Here is a 19,777-nt window from a genome sequence, read left to right as displayed (position 1 = left end):
CTTCCTGATTTCGCCGTTAGCCGCCAATGGCTGCCTTACGGGCTTCGACGATGACGTTGTAGAAGTCCGCCTTGACCGGGACGTAGCCGGTAAAGTCGCCGCCTTCGACGCCTTCGAAGCAAGCCTTGTCCTTCTTCGGCAACTGCGTGAAGAAGTCGGCGAGCTTGGCGGTCATTTCGTCGCCGAGCGCGGTGCGCACGACCAGCGGGCCGTTCGGGATCAGGCCCGAGCGCCAGACTTCGACGAAGTCGTTGGGGTCGACGGCGCCCTTGGCGACTTCCTTGTGGAAGGTGCCCGAGGTGTAGCCGTCCTTGAAGTCGCCGATACCGGAGGAATCGTCCACCGCCACATCGACCTTGCCGTCGCGCACGGCCAGAACGTTGTTCTCGTGGCCGCCGTTAAACTGGGTCGAAGCGAAGAAGGTTTCGTTCGAAGCGCCGGTGTCCTTCGGGATCTGGGTCAGCGGGATCAGATAGCCGGAGGTCGAATCCGGATCGGCGTAGCCGAGCTTCTTGCCCTTGGCCGACTTGATATCGGTGATCCCCGAGGATTTCAGCGCCAGACCGATCGAATAGTAGCCGGTGGCGCCGTCGGTCTGCTGGGTGGTGAGGATCGGGGTGACCGCCTTCGGGTCCTTGAGAGCGATGCTGGCGTAGCCGGAAGCGCCGAGTTCGGCGAAGTCGAGCGTGCCGCCAAGCAGGCCCTGGATGACGCCGTCATAGTCGGCGGCGGGGAACAGCGAAACCTTTTCGAAGCCGAATTCGGCCTTCAGATGGTCGGCGAGGCACTGGTAGTTGCGCAGCCGGTCGGTTTCGTTTTCGCCGCCGAGGATGCCGACGCGAAATTCCTTCATGTCGGCGGCCTGGGCCATGCTGGTCGCCATGGCGAGCACCGAAACGGCGCTGAAAACCATCTTCCTGAACATCTGTAATCTCTCCTGTAGGTTCCGGCCCCGCGCCGGCAGCGTTCTCGATTTTGACAGGTGCCCTTGACGCGGGCTGTCGATCCAGGCCGCTCTCAGTATCCCGGGAATGCGGGCTCGAGCGGTCCGGCGGATGCGGCGATCTTTCGGCTGAAGGCAACGCTGGTCGAGGTGATGGCCTCGGAGATTTCCTGGCCATTGCTGTCGGCGCCGTAGACGAGACGCACGGCCTCGCGGTTGAGTTCTTCCGGCGGGCCGTCGAAGACGACCTTGCCGGCGGCCATGCCGATGATGCGGTTGCAGTAGGTGCGGGCGGTGTCCAGCGTGTGAAGATTGGTGACGACGGTGATGCCGTCGCGCAGATTGATGTCCTGCAGCGAATCCATCACCACCTTGGCGTTGAGCGGGTCGAGCGAGGCGATCGGCTCGTCGGCGAGGATCACTTTGGGCTGCTGCATCATGGCGCGGGCAATGGCGACGCGCTGCTGCTGGCCGCCCGACAAGGTGCCTGCGGGCTGCAGCGCGATGCGGGCAATGTCGAGCCGCTCGAGTGCCGCGACCGCCTCGGCGCATTCGGCGCGCGAGAACATGCCGAACAGGTTGGTGATGGTCGAACGGTGGTTCAGCTTGCCGAGCAGCACGTTGGTCAGCACGTCGAGGCGCGGCACCAGGTTGAACTGCTGGAAGATCATGGCGCAGTCACGCTGCCAGCGCCGCAGCGGCGAGCCGCGCAACTGGGAAACCTCGGCGCCGTCAAAAAAGATCGATCCCTGGCTGGGATCGATGAGACGGTTGATCATGCGAAGAAGGGTCGATTTGCCGGCGCCCGAACGGCCGATAATGCCAACCATCTGACCCTGCGGGATCGCAATGTTGATGTCGCTGACGGCGGTGTTCTTACCAAATCGGCGGCTGACACCGCGGATTTCGAGCGTGGCGGAATTTGCTGACATGGGGCAGGTTCCAGTCTGGACCATATTGATCGTCAGGCACTCGCCTAACGCAGCCACATGAACCTGCCGTGTCGCGGTGATGTCAGTTTTGTTACGCTCCACAGGTGTGGAGTTATGGCCGGCCCAGGGCCAGCAGGTCCTCGAAGTGCTCCATGTCCCTGAAGCCGCAGAAGGCGGGAGTTTTGATTTCGATCACGGGAGCCTGCTGCTCGAAAAAGCTTGAGAGAGTCATCGAACAGGTCCTGCCATGTGGCTGCCATGACGATGATGTGAAGAATTATCCTTCGTATTTTTCCAGGAAGGCCTCGGCCGATAGTTCCCGGAAATCGTCGAGCGAAGCGCGCAGCCTGGCATGATCCCAGTCCCACCAGGCAAGCGCCTGATAACGGTCGGCGGTGCGGCGGTCGAAGCGCTCACGGATCGGTTTGGCCGGCACGCCGGCGACGATGGTGTAGGGGGCGACGTCCTTCGAGACGACGGCTCCGGCGCCGATCGCCGCGCCGTCACCGACGGTGACGCCGGGCAGGATGGTCGAGCCGTGGCCGAGCCAGGTGTCGTGGCCGATGGTGACTCGCCTGGCGCGACGCTGGGCGAAGAATTCTGTCTCGTGCTCGGCGTCGTCCCAGTAGTCCGAGGCGCGATAGGTGAAATGGTGCAGCGTTGGCCGCCAGGTCGGGTGGTTGGTGGCGTTGATGCGCACGCTGGCGGCGATGTTGGCGAACTTGCCGATCGTCGCGCACCAGACGGCGCAGTCCTGCATCATGTAGGAATAGTCGCCAAGCTCGCTTTCCGACACCCGGCTGCGGTCGGCGATCTCGGTCCAGCGGCCGAGCGTCGAATTCTGCACATCCGCCGTCGGATGGACCAGCGGCGTCTCGGACAATTTCCTGGTCATGCGGCGATTTTTCCGGGAGCGAAAGCGGTGACGTCGATGATGCGGTCGGCAACCGCCTCGCGTACGTCGTGGTCATGGAAGATGCCGAGCAGCGCGACATCAGCCGCCTTCTTGGCGGCGATGAGTTCAATCACGACATCGCGGTTTTTGGCGTCGAGCGAGGCGGTCGGCTCGTCGAGCAGCAGGATCGGATGCTCGGTGATGAAGCCGCGTGCGATGTTGACGCGCTGCTGCTCGCCACCGGAGAAGGTCGCAGGTGGCAATGCCCAGAGTTTCTCCGGCAGGTTGAGCTGCGCCAGCAAGGCGCGTGCCTTGCCGCGGGCAATCTCGCGATCCTCGCCGCGCTCGACCAGCGGTTCGGCGACGACATCCAGCGCCGAAACGCGCGGCACGGTGCGCAGGAATTGGCTGACATAGCCGATCGTTTGCCGGCGCACGGCAAGCACGGTGCGCGGGCTGGCAGTGGCGAGGTCGATCAGCCCGTCATCGTGGCTGACGATGATCTGGCCTTCGTCGACGGCGTAGTTGCCGTAGAGCATCTTCAGGATCGAGCTCTTGCCGGCACCGGACGGGCCGCCGAGCACGGTGCATTCGCCGGCCCTGATCGAGAACGAGACACCGGCGATAACAGGCAATTTGATGCCGTCGCGCAGATGCATGGTGAAGCTCTTGGCGACGTCTGAGACAACGAGGGGCGTCGGCATCAGAAGGTCCTCCAATCGCTGTTGGTTTGCGGGCCAGCACCCCCCTCTGGCCAATGGAATTGCATGTGCGGAATAACGGTGAAATCTCGAAGCGGGTGTTTGCGAGGTGTCGGCGCGAGGCACCCCCCTCTGGCCTGCCGGCCATCTCCCCCGCAAGGGTGGAGATTGGCAGCTTCACTCGCGGCGCTTTTCTTGCAGCCTTGGTAATTGGTGAACGCAGCAGGGACAGCCGATCTCCCTCCTTGCGGGGGAGATGGCCGGCAGGCCAGAGGGGGGTGCCTCGCGCCAAGGTTTCGCGAACACGCGCTTTGAGACTTCATCGTCAAACCTGCAGAATCGAGGAAACGAGCAACTGGGTGTAGGGCGCGCGCGGGTCGTCGAGCACGCGGTCGGTGAGGCCGCTTTCGACGACGCGGCCGTCCTTCATCACCATCATGCGCTGCGACAACAGCCGCGCCACGGCAAGGTCATGGGTGACGACGATGGCCGCCAGGCCGAGATCGGTGACCAGCCCGCGCAACAGATCGAGCAGGCGCGCCTGGACCGAGACATCGAGGCCGCCGGTCGGTTCGTCCATGAACACCAGACGCGGGCCGGTGACGAGGTTGCGGGCGATCTGCAGGCGCTGGCGCATCCCGCCGGAAAAGGCGCGCGGTTCGTCGTCGATGCGGTCCTCGTCGATCTCGACGCGCGACAGCCAGTCGACCGCGGTGGCGCGGATCTTGCCGTAGTGGCGGTCGCCGACCGCCATCAGCCGCTCGCCGACATTGGCGCCGGCCGATACCGTCATGCGCAGGCCGTCGGCCGGGTTTTGGTGGACAAACCCCCAGTCGGTGCGCATCAGGAAGCGGCGCTCGGCCTCACTCATGCGGTAGAGTTCGCGGAACTGGCCATCGCGCATGCGGTAGCTGGCGGTGCCGGAGGAGGGCAGCAGCCGCGTCGACAGGCAGTTGAGCAATGTCGTCTTGCCGGAGCCGGACTCGCCGACCACAGCCAGGACTTCGCCCGGCCACAGGTCGAAGGAGACGTTGTCGCAGCCGACGCGCGAGCCGTAGAATTTGGAAAGTGCCGAGACGCGCAGCAGCGGTTCGTCGGTCATTGCTTCTCCTTACCCTCCCCCTTGTGGGGAGGGTCGGCGCGCAGCGCCGGGGTGGGGGTTGAGTGGGCCGTAGATTGGTCAAGACCCCCCGCGCCTTCGGCGCGACCTCCCCACAAGGGGGAGGTAGGGGCGTTGCGCCGCTTCTCGCAATGGTCTGTGTCCGAGCAGACGAACATGTGGCCGCCATGGTCGTCGAGGATGACCTCGTCGAGATAGACATTCTCGGCCGCGCACAGCGCGCAGGGCTGGTCGAAGGTCTGCACCTCGAACGGATGATCCTCGAAGTCGAGGCTGACCACGTCGGTGAACGGCGGCACCGCATAGATGCGCTTTTCGCGGCCGGCGCCGAACAGCTGCAGCGCCGGTGAGCGATGCATCTTGGGATTGTCGAATTTCGGCGTCGGCGACGGGTCCATCACATAGCGGCCCTCGACCTTGACCGGATAGGCATAGGTGGTGGCGATGCGGCCGTGTTTGGCGATGTCCTCGTAGAGCTTGACATGCATGAGGCCGTATTCCTCCAGCGCATGCATCTTGCGCGTTTCGGTCTCTCGCGGTTCAAGGAAGCGCAGCGGCTCAGGGATAGGCACCTGATAAACAAGCACCTGGCCCGCCGTCAGCGGACGCTCGGGGATGCGGTGACGGGTCTGGATGATGGTGGCGCTGGCTGTGTCGGTGGTCACCGCGACGTTGGCGACCTTCTTGAAGAAGGCACGGATCGAGACTGCGTTGGTGGTGTCGTCGGCACCCTGGTCGATCACCTTCAAGACATCATCGGGGCCGATGATTGAAGCGGTGACCTGGACGCCGCCGGTGCCCCAGCCATAGGGCATCGGCATTTCGCGCGAGGCGAACGGCACCTGGTAGCCGGGAATGGCGATGCCCTTGAGGATCGCCCGGCGGATCATCCTTTTGGTCTGCTCGTCGAGATAGGCGAAGTTGTAGGTGGCGATGTCGGTCATGGCGATCACATCCACATTGTGCTATTGAATTGGCGTCCAGGACGCGGAAACAGGGGCGAAATCGGATGACCCAGACCGCTTGGCTGCATATCGGAATTCTGCTGCTGGCGTTCGTCGGCGTGGTCGCGTTTATCCTCCGAAGAATGGTTTTTCCCGCAGCCAGGGAAGGCGCGCATGGCGAGAGCGTTGGCATCGGCGGCGGCTACAGTGGCGGGCATGGCGACCATTCGCACGACAGCGGTGGCGGTGATGGCGGGTCGGGCGACTAGGCTCATTCCGCCGCCTCCTTCTTGTCTTCCAGCATGTCGGCATTTCCGCGGGCGTCGTATTCGGCGCGCATGCGGCGCACGAGGTCGAGTTCGGCCTGGAAGTCGACATAGTGCGGCAGCTTCAGATGTTCGACGAAGCCGGTCGCCTGGACGTTGTCGGAATGCGAAATGACGAACTCCTCGTCCTGCGCGGCGGCGACGACATCCTCGCCGAGTTCGGAGGCGCGCAGCGCCCGGTCGCAAAGCGCCATCGCCATCGCCTTGCGCTCGCTCTGGCCGAAGACCAGGCCGTAGCCGCGGGTGAACTGCGGCGGCGCCTTGGCTGAGCCTTTGAACTGGTTGACCATCTGGCATTCGGTGACGCGGACAGTGCCGAGCGGGACAGCGAAGGGCAGTTCGGGCACGTCGAGCTCAAGCTCGACCTCGCCGATGCGGATCTCGCCGACGAAGGGATGGTTGCGGGCATAGCCGCGCTGGGTGGAATAGCCGAGCGCCAGCAAAAAGCCCTCGTCGCCGCGTGACAGCGCCTGCAGGCGGATGTCGCGCGCCATCGGGAATTCCAGCGGCTCGCGGGTGATGTCGCCGGGGACATGGTCCTGCGGCATGTCGCCGTCCGGTTCGATCAAGCCTTCGCGGGCGAGGATCGCCGATACGCGCGGCATGGCTTGCGCTTCCGTCTCGCGCCGCAAGGGCTCGGCGACGTCGGCGCCGGCGGCAAGCTCGGGATCGAGCAGCCGGTGGGTGTAGTCGAATGTGGGCCCGAGCAATTGGCCGCCGGGCAGGTCCTTATAGGTCGCCGACACGCGCCGCTCGACCAGCATTCCGGCGGTGTCGATGGGCCTGGTGTAGCCGAAGCGCGGCAGCGTGGTGCGATAGGCGCGCACCAGGAAGATCGCCTCGATCAGGTCGCCGCGCGCCTGGACGATTGCGAGTGCCGCCAACTCACGGTCGTAGAGCGAGCCTTCGCTCATCACCCGATCCACGCCGAGCGCCAGCTGCTCGACGATCTGGTCGAGGCGAAGGGCCGGCACCGAACGGTCGCCGCGTCGGCGGTCGGCAAGCAGGCTGTGGGCGTTGGCGATTGCGGCTTCGCCACCTTTTACCGCGACATACATTTTTTACGCCTCCATTGTCTTGATGCGCGTCGTGCGCGGCAGGCAGACAATGCCATCTGATGTGGCGAGTATGATGTCGACGCCGCGCGGAAAGCGCTGGTTATTCTGCTTCCACTGCTCGACGAAATGGCGCGGCATCTGTGCCGGCGCGATCGTGGCGCTGGTTTCGATGCCGGGACCTTCGAGCAACAGCGGCGTGCCGGACACGAGATCGCCGACTTGCAGGATCAGCGTGGTCGAACGGTCGGGATAGTCCTGCGTGCCCTGCGAAAAACCATCGAGCGACATCATCTCGGCCGGGGCCGCGATGAAGGCGAAATGCGCATCGGCCGGTGTGTTGGCCACGGGCGCGCCGGTGTGGAACCCAAGCCAGGGTCTGATCGCGGTGGAAGCTTGCAGGGTCTGGTCGAGCCAGAGCGGGGTGTCGTTATCGCACAGCGCCAGTGCGATGGCGCCGGCGGTCGCCGAGAGCGGCGCCGGCGGGCGGGCGAAGGCCGGCAGCGGCTGCACGCTGCCTGGCCGCGCCATTGCGTCCATGACCGCGCGGAACACGGTCTGGGCGTTGAAGACCGGATCGGCGAAACCGCCCTCGATCGATTGCGCTGCAATGTCCATCAGTCTTCTCCGCGAACCATGGTGAAGAAATCCACCTTCGTTGCCGCCGTCTCGGCGCGGCGTTTTTCATGCGCTGCGGTCAGAGCCGACCGCAGGGGCGCTATCAGTCCGGTCTCGACCTCATTGCGGCGGGCAGGGTCCTGCCACAGCGCGTCGGCAATGGCCGCCAGCTTCGCCTTCTGCTTGTCGCGGCCAAGCGCATAGCAATGGCCGACCTGCCCGGAGGGCAGCCGGACGGTGGCGCGGGTGACGGTCGCCTCGCCGACATTGAAGGGAGCGCCGCCGCCGCCGATGCGCCCGCGCAGGGTGACCAGGCCGGTTTCAGGGCCGCGCAGCAACTCGGCGTCCGAAGGCAGCCCGGCTTGGTTCCAGAGCCGGACGATGTCATCGCCGCTGGATTGCGCCAGTGTCGCCATGGCGGCCTTGCGCTCGGCCTGGTCGCGGGCTTCCTGTCCTCGCATCAGCAGCATTCCTCTTTGTCAATTTGTCTATTGATATAGACAACTATACAAATTATACCTATTATCTAACGCGTGTCCATGACGGGTGGATGACAGCGATATAAGACTGGGCGCTGGAAGGTTGGGGCAATGATAGTCGGGCGGCTGGCAGCGGACAGCATCGAGCGGCGCAGTGGCGTTTCGCTGTGGCGGCAGATCGCCGACAAGATCCTGCATGCGATCGCGATCGGCGATTTCACGGAGAATGCAGCGTTGCCGCCGGAGGTGGCGCTGGCAGAACGCTATGGCGTCAACCGTCACACGGTGCGCAGCGCCATATCGGCCCTTGTAAGGGAAGGCGTGCTGCGGGCCGAGCAGGGGCGCGGCACCTTCGTACTGTCGCGCAAGCGGCTGTCCTATCCGATCGGCGCGCGCACACGCTTTTCGACAGGGCTGCAAGGGCAAACGACGGAACGGCACATCGTCCTGCTCGCCTCGTCGATCGAGCCGGCCAGCCAGCGCGTCGCCGAGGGCCTTGGCCTTGCCAGGGGAGCCGATGTGATCCGGTTGGAAACGCGCGGCGAAGCCGACGGACGGCCGGTGTCGCGTGCTGCCGGCTGGTTCGAGGCCCGGCGCTTTGCCGGCATCGATGCCGCGATGGCGCAAACCGGCTCGATCACCGCATCGCTGGCGCGTTTCGGCATCGACGACTATCTCCGGCAATCGACCGTGCTGTCGGCGCGCCATGCCGATGCGGCGGACCTTGCCGACCTCGACCTGCTGCCGGGCGCCATCGTGCTGGTCACGGTTGCCGTCAACGTGACGCCGGACGGCCAGCCGATCCAGTTTTCCGAGTCGCGCTTCCCGGCCGAACGGGTGGAGCTGAAGCTGTCGGCGCTGTAGCTAACGTCGTCATCCTTGGGCGAAGCAGGAGCGCAGCTCCGTCGCGGAGACCCAAGGATCCATGCCGCGATCTCGGGCGAAGAGCGCAGCGGCGCAGAATTCTGCACCGAAGCAACGCTCTCAGGTCACGGCATGGATCCTATGGTCTGCGCCGCTTCGCTCCTTGCTCCGCCATAGGATGACGAAGCGATGGATGTTGCGGCTAGTCGCCAAAGCATCAGATCTACCAAGTTGGGCGCTCAACGATCTCCGAATTCGTGTCGAACAGGCGCCTCTATCCGACCTCGATCACAGCCTTGATCAGGCCCGATTTCTCGTGTGCCCAACGAGCCAGATCATGCGGCGTGTCGGCGAGTGTGGTGCGGTGTGTGACGAGCTTGGCCAGGGGCACGGCGCCGTTGCGGATCGAGGCGGCGACGTGATCGAAGTCGGCGCGCAGCGCGTTGCGGCTGCCGATCAGCGTCATCTCGCGTTTGTGGAATTCCGGATCGGAAAAGCTGATGTCGTCCTTGACGACGGAGACCAGCACCAGCGTTCCGCCATGCGCGACATGGGCGAAGGCCGACTGCACCGACTGGGTGTTGCCGGTGGCGTCGAAGACGACATCGAAGCCTTCGCCTGATGTCGCTCCCTTGACCAGATCGGGCACCGCGCCGCGCGAGCCGTCGAGGGTCTGGAAACCAAGCTCGTTCGCGGCGAAGGCGAGCCTTTCACTGCTCATGTCGAGCAGCGTCACGTCGAGCCCGGCGATGCGGGCGAAGATGGCGGTACCGAGCCCGATCGGGCCAGCGCCGATGACCAGCGTGCGGGCGTTAGGGTCGGCGCGAGCGCGCCGCACGGCATGCGCTCCGATGGCCAGGAACTCGACTGCGGCGGCGTCGGCCAGCGACAGGCCGTTGGCGGGATAGAGATTTTGCGCCGGCACCAGAATCCGTTCGCACATGGCGCCGTCTCGATGCACGCCCAAGACCTCGATCCTGACGCAGCAATTGGGCTTGCCGTGCCGGCAGGCGATGCACTTGCCGCAGGAAAGATAGGGGTTGATCACCACGGGCTCACCAACGGCAAGATCGACGCCGTCGCCGGCCTCGACGATCGTTCCCGACACCTCATGGCCCATGATGCGGGGATAGGCGAGGAACGGGTGCTTGCCCTCGAAAATGTGGTAGTCGGTGCCGCAGATGCCGACATGGCTGACCGCCACCAGCGCCCAGCCGGGAGGCGGTGCCTCTGGTGCGGGCCGGTCTTCAAGGACAAGATCGCCGGGCGAACGGCAGAGGACGGCTTTCATGCGCTAATCCAGTCATGAAATCGCCGGCCCGTTGGTGTGGCGGGCCGGCGGTTGATTGCGGGATCGCTACTTGCCGCGGCGGCGCAGGCCGTCGAAGTAGACGATGATGATGATCAGCGCGCCAGTGATGATGCGCTGCCAGAAAGAGTTGACGTTGAGCAGGTTGGCGCCGTTGTTGATGGTGGCCAGGATGAAGGCGCCGAGCAGCGGCCCATGCACCGAGCCGACGGCGCCGAACAGCGAGGTGCCGCCGATGACCGAAGACGCGATCGCCTGCAGCTCCCAGCCCTCGGCCTGCGTCGGGTTGCCGATGCCGATGCGGGCCGCCAGCAGCACGCCGACAAAGGCGGCGCACAGGCCCGACAGCGTGTAGGCCATGTAGATGGTGCGCTGGACATTGACGCCGGACAGGCGCGAGGCCTCGGCGTTGGAGCCGACCGAAAACAGGTATCGGCCCCAGCGGCTGTGGTGCAGGAAAATATAGGCCGGAATGCCGACCAGGATCACCATCCAGAACAGGTTGGGGATGCCGATGAAGGAATTGCGCGAGAAGGCGGTGAAGGTGTCGCTGTTGATGTTGATCGAATTGCCGTTGGTCATCAAAAGGCCGATGCCGCGCAGCGAGGTCAGCGTCGCCAGCGTGATGATGAAGGGCGGCAGGCCCATCTTGACGATGCCGAAGCCGTGGAACATGCCGATGGCGACGCCGACCAGCAGCGTCACCAGAATGGCGAGCCAGATGGGGAAGCCGGCATTGATCATCATGGCCACGACCACGGTGGCGAAACCGACCACGGCGCCGACCGACAGGTCGATGCCGCCGGTGATGATGACGAAGGTCTGGCCGACCGCCATGATGGCGATCATCGAGCCCTGGCGCAAGAGATTGGCCATGTTGTTGGCGGAGGCGAAGCTCGTCGTCGCCACGGAGAGAAGGATCCAGAGCAGAACCAGCAGCGCCAGAAGCGTCAGCCCAAACAGGACATTATAGTTGCGCTTCGGTTTTTCGATGGCAATCGCCTCGGTGCTCATATTTGTCCTCCCAGCTTTTCTTGTTTCTCGGCGAGCGCCTGAGTGAGAATATCCTCGTGGCTGGCGGCGTGAAAACCGTGCGTCGCCACCAGTTTGCCGCGCCGGAACACATGCAGCGTGTCGGCGAGTTCATAGACTTCCGGCAGATAGGACGAGATCAGGATGATGCCGGCGCCCTTTGACAAAAGTGCGCCGAACAGGCGGTAGATCTCGGCCTTGGTGCCGACATCGACGCCGACCGTCGGTTCGTCGAAGATGAACAGCTTGGCGCCGTGCGCCAGCCATTTGCCGATGACGATCTTCTGCTGGTTGCCGCCCGACAGGCTGGATGCCAGCGCGCCGCGCGTCGGTGTCTTGATGCGCAGATCGGCGATCTGGCGATCGGCTTGCGTCTTCTCCTGCGTGCTCGAAATCAGCAGATTGTTCGAGATACGCTTGTAGATCGGGAGGTTCAGGTTGAAGCCGACCGGCAGGTTGAGGCAGAGGCCCTGGTCGCGGCGGCTCTCCGGCGCCAGCGCCAGGCCGAGCTTGATCGCGTCATGTTCGGAATTGACCTGCACCTCCTTGCCGTCCCAGAAGATCTGGCCGGCGGATTTGCGGTGGCGGCCGTAAAGCGTGGTGACGAACTCGCTGCGTCCGGCGCCGATCAGGCCATAGAGTCCGACGATCTCGCCGGCGCGTACCGTCATCGAGACATTCTCGAAGCCCTTGCCGGACAGGTTCCTCGCCTCGATGATGGCGGCGCCCGGCGTGAAATGCTCCTTGTGATAGACCTGCTCGATCGAGCGGTTGATCATCATCTTGACCAGTTCGGCATCGTTGGTCTCGGCGATGTTGCGGGTGCCGACCAGCGTGCCGTCGCGCAGCACGGAAACACGGTCGGCGAGCTCGAACACTTCCTCCATGCGGTGGCTGATGTAGATGATGGTCACGCCTTCGCCCTTCAGCCGACGGATCAGGGTGAAGAGCTGGTCGGCCTCCTTGCGGGTGAGGTAGGCGGTCGGCTCGTCAAAGATCAGGAATTTGGTGCCGCGCACGGTGGCGCGGGCGGCGGCTATCAGCTGCTGCTGGCCGATGGTCAGGTCGCCGAGCGTGACATGCGCCGGCAGGTCGAAGCCGAGGTCGTCGATGATCGTCTGCGCTTGCCTGACCATAGCGCGCTGCTGCAGGATGCCGAAGCGTGAATTCTCCTCGCCGAGGAACATGTTGGCGGCGACAGTCAGGTGACGGCACAGCACGACTTCCTGGTGCACGGCATTGATGCCGAGCGCCATCGCCTCGTGCGGCGTCGCCAGGGCGGCCGGCTGGCCCTCCCAGGCGATCTCTCCGGAGGTGCGCGGCATGACGCCGGTCAGAAGCTTGATGAGCGTGGATTTGCCGGCGCCGTTCTCGCCGACGATGGCGTGGATCTCACCGGACTTGAAGGCGAGGTCGACCGGCTTCAGCGCGTGGGTGCCGGGATAGCGCTTCTCCAGCCCGCGCAATTCGAGGATGGTCCGCCCCGGTTCCAGAACGGGTGTGGGATGCAGTTCCTGCGCCGTCGAAATCATGACAATCCTCCCAGATTGGCCTCCCCGATGGCTCCCCAGGCTGGCCTCACGATTGGCACGCGGCGAGGCAAGGATATGCCTCGAAAACAGCCTAGCTCAGGCGTGCGGATTGCCAAGCCGTTTGTGCGGCAGCTTGTGTCTCCGGGGCGAGGTGCCCCGGAGACGATTGCGGATGCGACGGCTCAGAGCTTCGGATTGAGCAGCGCGTCGATCTTGGGGTCTTTCATGTTGTCCTTGGTCACCAGATTGGCGCCGGTGTCGACATTGGCTTCGACCTTCTCGCCCTTGGAGGCGGCGAGTGCGGTCTTGATGCCGTCATAGCCCATCCGGTACGGATCCTGGACGACGAGGGCGGAAATGACGCCGTCGTTGAGGAACTTGATCAGCTTCTCGTCGCTGTCGAAACCGACCAGCGCCAGTTTGCCGCCAAGGCTGTTTTCCGCGACAGCCTGGCCGACGCCCTGCGCCATGATCAGGTTGGAAGCGAAGATGCCCTTGAGGTTCGGGTTGGCGGTGATCAGGTCGGTGGCGATGTTGAGGCCGGTGGTGGCCTGACCGTCGGCGTATTTGTCGGCAACCAGCTTGAGGCCCGGATATTTGGCGGCCAGCTGTTCGGTGAAGCCCTGCTTGCGCTGTTCGAGCGAGCCTGCGCCCGGTGCGTTGGTGATCAGGGCGACGTCGCCCTCGATCTTGCCGCCGTTGGCGGCGCCGATGGCGGCTGCGAGGCCGTCGGCAGCGACGCGGCCGCCCTGGACGTTGTCGGTGGTCAGGAACGAGGTGAAGGCCTTGGAGTCGGCGCCGGAGTCGATGCCGATGACCTTGACCTTGGCAGCGGCTTCATCGATCGGCTTGCCAAGCGCCTTGAACTCGGTCGGCGCAATGACGATGGCCGCCGGGTTGCTGGCAACGGCGTTCTCGAGGATCGAGACCTGGCCGTTGACGTCGGTTTCAGCCTGGGCACCGAGTTCCGGCACGTTGACGCCGAGATCCTTGCCGGCCTTGCGGGCGCCGGCCAGAACGATCTGCCAGTAGAAGGACGTGGTGTCCTTGACGATGATCGGAATGGTGACGTCCGCCGCCGAAACCGGCGCCGAATGCATGACGCCGGCGAGCATCGAAGCTGCTGCCAGCGCCATGACGGCGCGGCGGTTGAGAATGCTGGTCGCGAATTTCATGAGGTTTCCTCCCTAAAGTCGCCCGGTGAACGTTACGGAAGCTCCGTCCGGATAGGCGTGGCCCAAACAGAACTTTATCAATAAAAAACAATTGCCATGTTTTGATAATGCATCGAACAGATCGATGCAAGCGGTGTTTGATCAGTCCTTGCGAGGTCTGGCAGAAGCAAATCCACCGCGCTGCTCCCCATTGACGCCGTCACGCTTCCGTTCCGTTCTGGGAATGTATGGAATATTAATTCCAACATTTCGTCAACATGGAATATTCATTCCTTCGTGTGACCGCAAGAATATGAAGTTTCACGCCAGCTCCTGCACCAGCGTGTGGGGACGATATCTGGCGTATTCCGTCTCCGGCACGTCGATGTCGAGCAGTTGGAGGTTACGCGTCAGGTTCGCCAGCTTGGCGGTGCCGGTCAGCACGGTGGCGACGGCAGGTTCATGCAAGGGGAATTGGAACGCGGCGGCGGCGAGCGGATAGCCACCCTCGGCGGCGATCCTTTCCATTGCGCCGACGCGGTCGAGCACGTCATGGCTGGCAGGGCGGTAGTCGAAATGTGCGCCTTGCACCGGCCCGGTCGCCAGGATGCCGGAGTTGAACACGCCGCCAATGACCAAGGAGGTCTGCCGCGCCCGGCATAGGGGCAGCAACTCCGCTTCGGCACTGCGGTCGAGCAAGGAATAGCGGCTGGCAAGCAGGATGCAGTCGAGCGGCGCCTCGCGCATCACGTCCAGACAGATCTGCACCTCGTTGACGCCAAGCCCATAGGCGGAAATGACGCCGGACCGTTTCAGCTCTTCGAGTGCCTTGAGGCCGCCGTCCATCAGGTCGCGAAAGTGCAGCTTGGTCTTCTCAACACCATGGGTGTAGGCGCCGATGTCGTGGACAAACAGGATGTCTATCCTGTTTAGGCCAAGCCGCGCATAGCTGAACTCGACCGACCGCATGATGCCGTCGTAGGAATAGTCGTAGTCGAGCGCGAAGGGCAGCGGATCGACATAGGAGTGATCGGGAACCTGATCCTCCGACACCGGGCGGAACAGCCGGCCGACCTTGGTCGACAGCACATAGGAATCGCGCGGCTTGTAGCGCAGGAAGTCGCCGAAGCGGCGCTCCGACAGTCCGAAACCGTAAAAGGGTGCGGTGTCGAAATAGCGCAGGCCGGCATCCCAGGCGCCCTGCAGCGTCTCCATCGCCGCTTCGCGCGAACAGGCGCGGTAAAGGCCGCCAAGTGCAGCGCCGCCAAAGCTGACCTCGGTGACTTCCAGCGCTGTCTGGCCGATGCGGCGTCTTTCCATGCACAACCTCCCCGTGGCCAGCCAACTGGCCGGCGCGCAGTCTACTTTATATCAGTAAAATCTAAAGTGTTGCGCCCAGATGCCAGGGCACGAACTCGTTGTCGCCGTAGCCGAAGTCCTCGCTCTTGGTCTTGCGGCCGGAAGCCGTTTCGACGATCAGTTCGAAGATCTCGCGGCCCATGCCGGCGATGGTCTTTTCACCCGAGGCGATGACGCCGCAATTGACGTCCATGTCCTCTTCCATCTGGTGGTACATCGTCGAGTTGGTGGCGACCTTGATCGACGGCGTCGGACGGCAGCCGAAGCAGGAGCCACGGCCGGTGGTGAAGACGATGACGTTGGCGCCGCCCGCCACCTGGCCGGTCGCCGAAACCGGGTCGTAGCCGGGCGTGTCCATGAACACCAGGCCGCTGCCAGTGACTTTTTCGGCGTAGCCGAAGACGCCGTTGAGCGGCGTCTGGCCGCCCTTGGCGACCGCGCCGAGCGACTTCTCCAGGATGGTGGTGAGGCCGCCGCGCTTGTTGCCGGGCGAGGGATTGTTGTCGATCGAGGCGCCGTGCTTGGCGACATGGTCCTCCCACCATTTCACGAAGCCGTCGAGCTTCTGCGCGATCTCCGGCGTTGCCGCGCGGTAAGCAAGCAGATGTTCGGCGCCATAGATCTCGGTCGTCTCGGAGAGGATGCCGATGCCGCCGACGCCAGCCAGGATATCGACAGCCGCGCCCAGCGCCGGATTGGCTGTAATGCCCGACATGCCGTCGGAGCCGCCGCATTGCAGGCCGACGACGATCTCGCTGACCGGGATCGGCTCACGCTTCAGCTGGCCGACTTCCTCGGCGATCTCGGCCAGCACGCCCATCGCCTTTTCCACCGATTTGCGCGATCCGCCGGCGTCCTGGATGTTGAAATGGCGCTTGCCGGCAGCGACGCCCTTTTGGCCGTAGAGGGTGAGCTGGTTGACCTCGCAGCCGAGGCCGACCATCAGCACGCCGCCGAAATTCGGGTGGCGGGCGTAGCCGGCGAGTGTACGGTGCAGCACCATCATGCCGTCGCCGGTGCCGCTCATGCCGCAGCCCTGGCCGTGCACGATCGGCACGAAGCCGTCGATGCCGGGGTATTTCGGCAAAAGCGTGCGGTTGGCGGTGTCGGCGATGGAATGGCAGACGGTGGCCGAGCAATTGACGCTGGCGACGATGCCGATGAAGTTGCGCGTGCCGGCGCGGCCATCGGCGCGGCGATAGCCCATGAAGGTGCGGGCGCGGTCGGCCTCCGTCGCGTGCTCGGCCTCGCTCGGCGGCACGACCGGCAAGCGGCCGGATTCGAAAACCAGATTGTGCGAATGCACGTGCTCGCCCGCCGCAATATCCTGTGTCGCGCGACCGATCGCCTGGGCGTATTTCACCACGGCCTCGCCGGCGGCGATCGGCTTGATCGCCACCTTGTGGCCGGGCTCGATCAACACACTGGCGACGGCACCGCCCGGCAGCGCGGTGCCGATCTCGATGCGGCCGTTGGCGACGGCGACATTGTCGGCGGGGGACAGAAGAATGCAGTTGGAGGCGTTCACGGGCGGTTTCCTGGGTGATCCTGGGTTACGCGGACGGATTGACACGCGTCTGTTTAGAGATATTGTCTTTTATCGTGAAAAAACAGTTTTGCGTCAATTGTTTTTTCACCGGGGAGTTCCGCATGCCTTGGGTGTTCCGGAAAGCGAATTCGCTTTTCAGGGCCATGGGAACGTCATATCGCGCTTCAAACCGGCCGCGGCAAGCGACGGGTGCAACGGATCAGGGATGTCGAAGAGCAACAACGTCTACAAGGATGCCTACAACCGCTGCCTGCGGCTGCTCGACGAAACGCGCAGCCTGCCTTCGGAGCCGGAACTGGGTACCTTGCTTGGCGTCAGCCGTACCACGGTGCGCACCATTCTGGCGCGCATGGAAGAGACTGGGCTGATCGCCTGGAACAAGCGCGCCAAGACGGTGCTGCGCGAGACGCGTCCCGATGATTTCTTCCCCGAGGAGGAGACCGACACGCTGGCCGAGATCATCGAACGGTCGTTCATGCGTCGGCTGCTCGCCGGCGGTGCCGAAGCCGGCATGCAGATCAACGAACTCGAACTGGCGCGTGAGATCGGCGTCGGCACCACCAGCGTGCGCGAGTTCCTGATCCGCTTCTCCCGCTTCGGCCTGATCGAGAAGCGTCGCAACAGTCACTGGGTGCTGAAGGGTTTTACCCGCGCCTTCGCGCTGGAGCTGACCGAAATCCGCGAAATGTTCGAACTGCGCTCGGCGGCTGCCTTTGCCGTTTTACCGCAGGACAGCGCGGTCTGGACCGATCTCGACCGTCTGGAAGACGAGCATCGCCAGTTGGCAAACGACATCGCCACCCGCTTCACCGAGTTCTCCGAACTCGACGAGCGCTTCCACCGGCTCATCCACCGGGCGTCGCGCAACCGCTTCATCGTCGATTTCTACGATGTCATCGCCATGATCTTCCACTACCATTACCAGTGGAACAAGGCGCAGGAACGCGAGCGCAACGAAGTCGCGATCGGTGAGCATCTGGTCTACATAGAGGCGCTGAAATCACGCGATCTCGGCAAGGTCGACGCCGCTTGCCGCAAGCACCTGAAGTCGGCGCGCCAGACATTGCTGACCTCGATCCCGGAGAGCCGGTCGCTGCAAAAATCCTGAACCGCATCGCGGTTCAGTGTCTTGTTCATGCATGTCGTTGTCCCAAAACCGCTATACTTTTGGGCGACATGCATTGAGCCTGCCGCGTTGGCGCCGCGGCGATTTGGCGATTTTCCACCCGCCGGCGCCGTGCTAGATATGGTTCATTGCTGCTAAGAGGCAGGGCTTTGGGCGTATCGAGGAGACGGTGGAGCATGCCGGTCGCGCTGGTCGCGGCCTATCTGCTGTTGCTCCAGTCGACGCTCGGAGCATTCGCCTTCGGCACCAGTCCCAATGCATCGCAGCTCGACGCCTTCGGCAACGTCATCTGCACCCATGAGGGCGCAACCCAGCTTCCCGGAGACAACCAGCCGCCGTCCCATCTTCCGGCATGCTGCGTGCTCGGCTGCAGCATGGTTTCGGCGGCCTTTGCGCCGCCGCCCGGTGCTGGCCTGGCGCTGGGCAGCCTTTCCTTCAAAACGGTCGCCTTTGTTTTTCCGGCGGTCATCCATCTCGACTTTGCGCGTGAGCGCTCGCCGTCGAACCCGCGTGCGCCGCCGCTGACGGCCTGAGCCTGTTTGCCCGGCGGAACCTTTCGTGGGCGTACCCATCCAAAGATCAAACTGCTCGCGACCGGCAACGGCGCGACCTTCACTTCATGGAGCAACCATGTCCTATTTTTTCCCTGACGCCGCGCGTCTTATGCCCGGCGGCATTCTACGCGGCATCGAAGAGCGTGTCGGCATTGCCGTGCTGGCTCTTGCGCTGCTGTTCACAGGCGCCCAGTCCGTCCTCGCGCATGAGTTCAAGGTTGGCGATCTCGAAATCGGCCACCCCTGGTCGCGCGCCACGCCGGCCGGCGCCAAGGTCGCCGGCGGCTATTTCACCATCACCAACAACGGCAGTGCGCCGGACCGGCTGGTGTCGATTTCCTCCGATGTCTCTGAAAAGGCCGAGCTGCATCAGATGGGCGTCAAGGACGGCGTCATGACCATGCGGCCGGTTGCCGGCGGCCTGGAAATTCCGGCCGGCGGCAAGGTAGCCCTTGCGCCTGGCGGCTATCATTTGATGTTCATCGGCCTGAAGCGGCAACCCAAACAGGGCGAAAAGTTCTCCGCTACCCTGACCTTCGAAAAGGCCGGCGCCGTCAGCGTCGATTTCGCTGTCGAAGGCATGGGCGGTGGCGCCATGGACGATCACGCCAATTGACCCGGCCAGTTTGAAATTTGAGGGACCATCATGAACAAGTATCTTTTGTCGGCCGCAGTACTTCTCGTGCTCGGAACCAGTGCCGCCTTCGCGCATATCACGTTCGAAACGCAGGAAGCGGCCGTTGGGTCGACCTACAAGGCCGTTTTGCGCGTGCCGCATGGTTGCGAGGGCAAGGCGACGATCGCCGTGCGCGTGCAGATTCCGGAAGGGGTGATCGCGGTGAAGCCGATGCCGAAGCCTGGCTGGACGCTGCAGACCAAGAAGGGCAAGTACGACAAATCCTACCAGCTCTATGGTCAGGCGGTTGCCGACGGGGTCAAGGAGGTCGACTGGAGCGGCGGCAGCCTGCCAGATGAATTCTACGACGAGTTCGTCTTCCGCGCGACGCTGACGGCGGATCTCCCTGTCGGCCAGAAGCTTTACTTCCCGGTTGTGCAGGAATGCGATGGGGCCGCCGACCGCTGGATCGAAATCCCGGCAGCCGGCCAGGATGAGGACGCGCTGGAAAACCCGGCACCCGGCATCAAGCTGTTGCCGAAGAAATGATCTCCAAGGCGGGGGGGGGGGGGGGGGGGGGGGGCGGGGGGGGTTGGGGGGGGGCGGGGGGGGGAGGCCCCCCCCCCGCCCCACACAGCGGCGGGGACAGAGACCGCGACGCGGGCGGGG

At 64.0% G+C, this 19,777-nt stretch carries 20 protein-coding genes and 1 pseudogene; 6 read left to right on the top strand and 15 right to left on the bottom strand.

Features of this window, described 5'->3' with window-relative positions; genetic code table 11:
* Positions 1–16: 16 nt before the first annotated feature.
* From phnD to NKH06_RS10955, 6 genes and pseudogenes are all read right to left on the bottom strand, one after another.
* Complete coding sequence (gene phnD / locus NKH06_RS10980) at positions 17–925, bottom strand: phosphonate ABC transporter substrate-binding protein (RefSeq protein WP_023812467.1); 909 nt, start codon at positions 923–925, stop codon at positions 17–19.
* A gap of 92 nt (positions 926–1,017) precedes the next feature.
* Positions 1,018–1,875: a phosphonate ABC transporter ATP-binding protein gene (phnC, locus tag NKH06_RS10975; RefSeq protein ID WP_352723354.1), complete on the bottom strand. Its 858-nt coding sequence runs from the start codon at positions 1,873–1,875 to the stop codon at positions 1,018–1,020.
* Between the two features lie 277 nt (positions 1,876–2,152).
* A complete protein-coding gene (locus tag NKH06_RS10970) occupies positions 2,153–2,770 on the bottom strand; it encodes a DapH/DapD/GlmU-related protein (RefSeq protein ID WP_128306073.1) in 618 nt (205 codons plus the stop codon).
* Positions 2,767–3,474: a phosphonate C-P lyase system protein PhnL gene (phnL, locus tag NKH06_RS10965; RefSeq protein ID WP_023812471.1), complete on the bottom strand. Its 708-nt coding sequence runs from the start codon at positions 3,472–3,474 to the stop codon at positions 2,767–2,769. Before phnL ends, NKH06_RS10970 begins: the two co-directional genes overlap by 4 nt.
* 322 nt (positions 3,475–3,796) lie before the next feature.
* Complete coding sequence (phnK, locus tag NKH06_RS10960; RefSeq protein ID WP_023760811.1) at positions 3,797–4,573, bottom strand: phosphonate C-P lyase system protein PhnK; 777 nt, start codon at positions 4,571–4,573, stop codon at positions 3,797–3,799.
* Positions 4,574–4,707: 134 nt separating this feature from the next.
* A pseudogene (locus NKH06_RS10955) lies at positions 4,708–5,535 on the bottom strand (alpha-D-ribose 1-methylphosphonate 5-phosphate C-P-lyase PhnJ); the annotation flags it as partial.
* A 65-nt stretch (positions 5,536–5,600) separates the two neighbouring features.
* Here NKH06_RS10955 and NKH06_RS10950 point away from each other — a divergent pair.
* Entirely contained in the window at positions 5,601–5,804 is a 204-nt protein-coding gene (locus tag NKH06_RS10950) for a hypothetical protein (protein WP_023812473.1), read from the top strand.
* Positions 5,805–5,806: 2 nt separating this feature from the next.
* On the opposite strand, the gene NKH06_RS10945 is transcribed toward NKH06_RS10950, so the two are convergent.
* Genes NKH06_RS10945 through phnG form a run of 3 tightly spaced genes read right to left on the bottom strand, consistent with a single transcriptional unit; the run spans position 5,807 to position 7,995 of the window.
* Positions 5,807–6,919, bottom strand: a complete 1,113-nt coding sequence (locus tag NKH06_RS10945; protein WP_352774972.1) for a carbon-phosphorus lyase complex subunit — start codon at positions 6,917–6,919, stop codon at positions 5,807–5,809.
* Positions 6,920–6,922: 3 nt separating this feature from the next.
* The gene (phnH, locus tag NKH06_RS10940) at positions 6,923–7,534 is read right to left on the bottom strand and encodes a phosphonate C-P lyase system protein PhnH (RefSeq protein ID WP_352893058.1); all 612 of its coding nucleotides are present in this window, start codon (positions 7,532–7,534) and stop codon (positions 6,923–6,925) included.
* On the bottom strand, positions 7,534–7,995 hold the full coding sequence (phnG, locus tag NKH06_RS10935) for a phosphonate C-P lyase system protein PhnG (protein WP_127297041.1): 462 nt from the start codon (positions 7,993–7,995) through the stop codon (positions 7,534–7,536). Before phnG ends, phnH begins: the two co-directional genes overlap by 1 nt.
* Before the next feature lie 132 nt (positions 7,996–8,127).
* On the opposite strand from phnG, the gene phnF reads away from it, so the two are divergent.
* Complete coding sequence (gene phnF / locus NKH06_RS10930) at positions 8,128–8,877, top strand: phosphonate metabolism transcriptional regulator PhnF (protein ID WP_023812477.1); 750 nt, start codon at positions 8,128–8,130, stop codon at positions 8,875–8,877.
* Positions 8,878–9,151: 274 nt separating this feature from the next.
* Here the strand turns inward: phnF and NKH06_RS10925 are convergent, their stop codons facing one another.
* The 6 genes from NKH06_RS10925 to NKH06_RS10900 form a co-directional block, all read right to left on the bottom strand.
* Entirely contained in the window at positions 9,152–10,168 is a 1,017-nt protein-coding gene (locus tag NKH06_RS10925) for a zinc-binding alcohol dehydrogenase family protein (protein WP_352893055.1), read from the bottom strand.
* Positions 10,169–10,234: 66 nt separating this feature from the next.
* A complete protein-coding gene (locus NKH06_RS10920; protein ID WP_352555806.1) occupies positions 10,235–11,200 on the bottom strand; it encodes an ABC transporter permease in 966 nt (321 codons plus the stop codon).
* Positions 11,197–12,750, bottom strand: a complete 1,554-nt coding sequence (locus NKH06_RS10915) for a sugar ABC transporter ATP-binding protein (protein WP_352893053.1) — start codon at positions 12,748–12,750, stop codon at positions 11,197–11,199. The genes NKH06_RS10920 and NKH06_RS10915 overlap by 4 nt, the downstream gene beginning before the upstream one ends.
* Before the next feature lie 182 nt (positions 12,751–12,932).
* Positions 12,933–13,925 carry an ABC transporter substrate-binding protein gene (locus NKH06_RS10910; RefSeq protein ID WP_023812481.1) on the bottom strand — a complete coding sequence of 331 codons (993 nt, stop codon included), beginning with the start codon at positions 13,923–13,925 and terminating at the stop codon, positions 12,933–12,935.
* A 300-nt stretch (positions 13,926–14,225) separates the two neighbouring features.
* Entirely contained in the window at positions 14,226–15,224 is a 999-nt protein-coding gene (locus NKH06_RS10905) for an aldo/keto reductase (protein WP_023812482.1), read from the bottom strand.
* A gap of 61 nt (positions 15,225–15,285) precedes the next feature.
* Complete coding sequence (locus tag NKH06_RS10900) at positions 15,286–16,791, bottom strand: UxaA family hydrolase (RefSeq protein WP_352728086.1); 1,506 nt, start codon at positions 16,789–16,791, stop codon at positions 15,286–15,288.
* Between the two features lie 226 nt (positions 16,792–17,017).
* Here NKH06_RS10900 and NKH06_RS10895 point away from each other — a divergent pair, with 226 nt between their 5' ends.
* From NKH06_RS10895 to NKH06_RS10880, 4 genes are all read left to right on the top strand, one after another.
* Positions 17,018–17,920 (top strand): GntR family transcriptional regulator, encoded by a 903-nt coding sequence (locus NKH06_RS10895; protein ID WP_023812484.1) that lies wholly within the window; start codon positions 17,018–17,020, stop codon positions 17,918–17,920.
* Positions 17,921–18,114: 194 nt separating this feature from the next.
* Positions 18,115–18,471, top strand: coding sequence for a DUF2946 family protein (locus tag NKH06_RS10890; RefSeq protein WP_352440835.1), 357 nt, complete (start codon positions 18,115–18,117; stop codon positions 18,469–18,471).
* A 97-nt stretch (positions 18,472–18,568) separates the two neighbouring features.
* Positions 18,569–19,108, top strand: coding sequence for a copper chaperone PCu(A)C (locus tag NKH06_RS10885; RefSeq protein WP_352440836.1), 540 nt, complete (start codon positions 18,569–18,571; stop codon positions 19,106–19,108).
* Between the two features lie 30 nt (positions 19,109–19,138).
* On the top strand, positions 19,139–19,657 hold the full coding sequence (locus NKH06_RS10880; RefSeq protein ID WP_023812487.1) for a YcnI family copper-binding membrane protein: 519 nt from the start codon (positions 19,139–19,141) through the stop codon (positions 19,655–19,657).
* Positions 19,658–19,777 lie beyond the last annotated feature (120 nt).

Origin of the sequence: Mesorhizobium sp. M1342 (assembly GCF_040317955.1) — a bacterium.
GTDB lineage: Bacteria > Pseudomonadota > Alphaproteobacteria > Rhizobiales > Rhizobiaceae > Mesorhizobium.
Note: the sequence above shows the minus strand (reverse complement) of the source record. Positions and strands in the feature narration are given on the sequence as shown.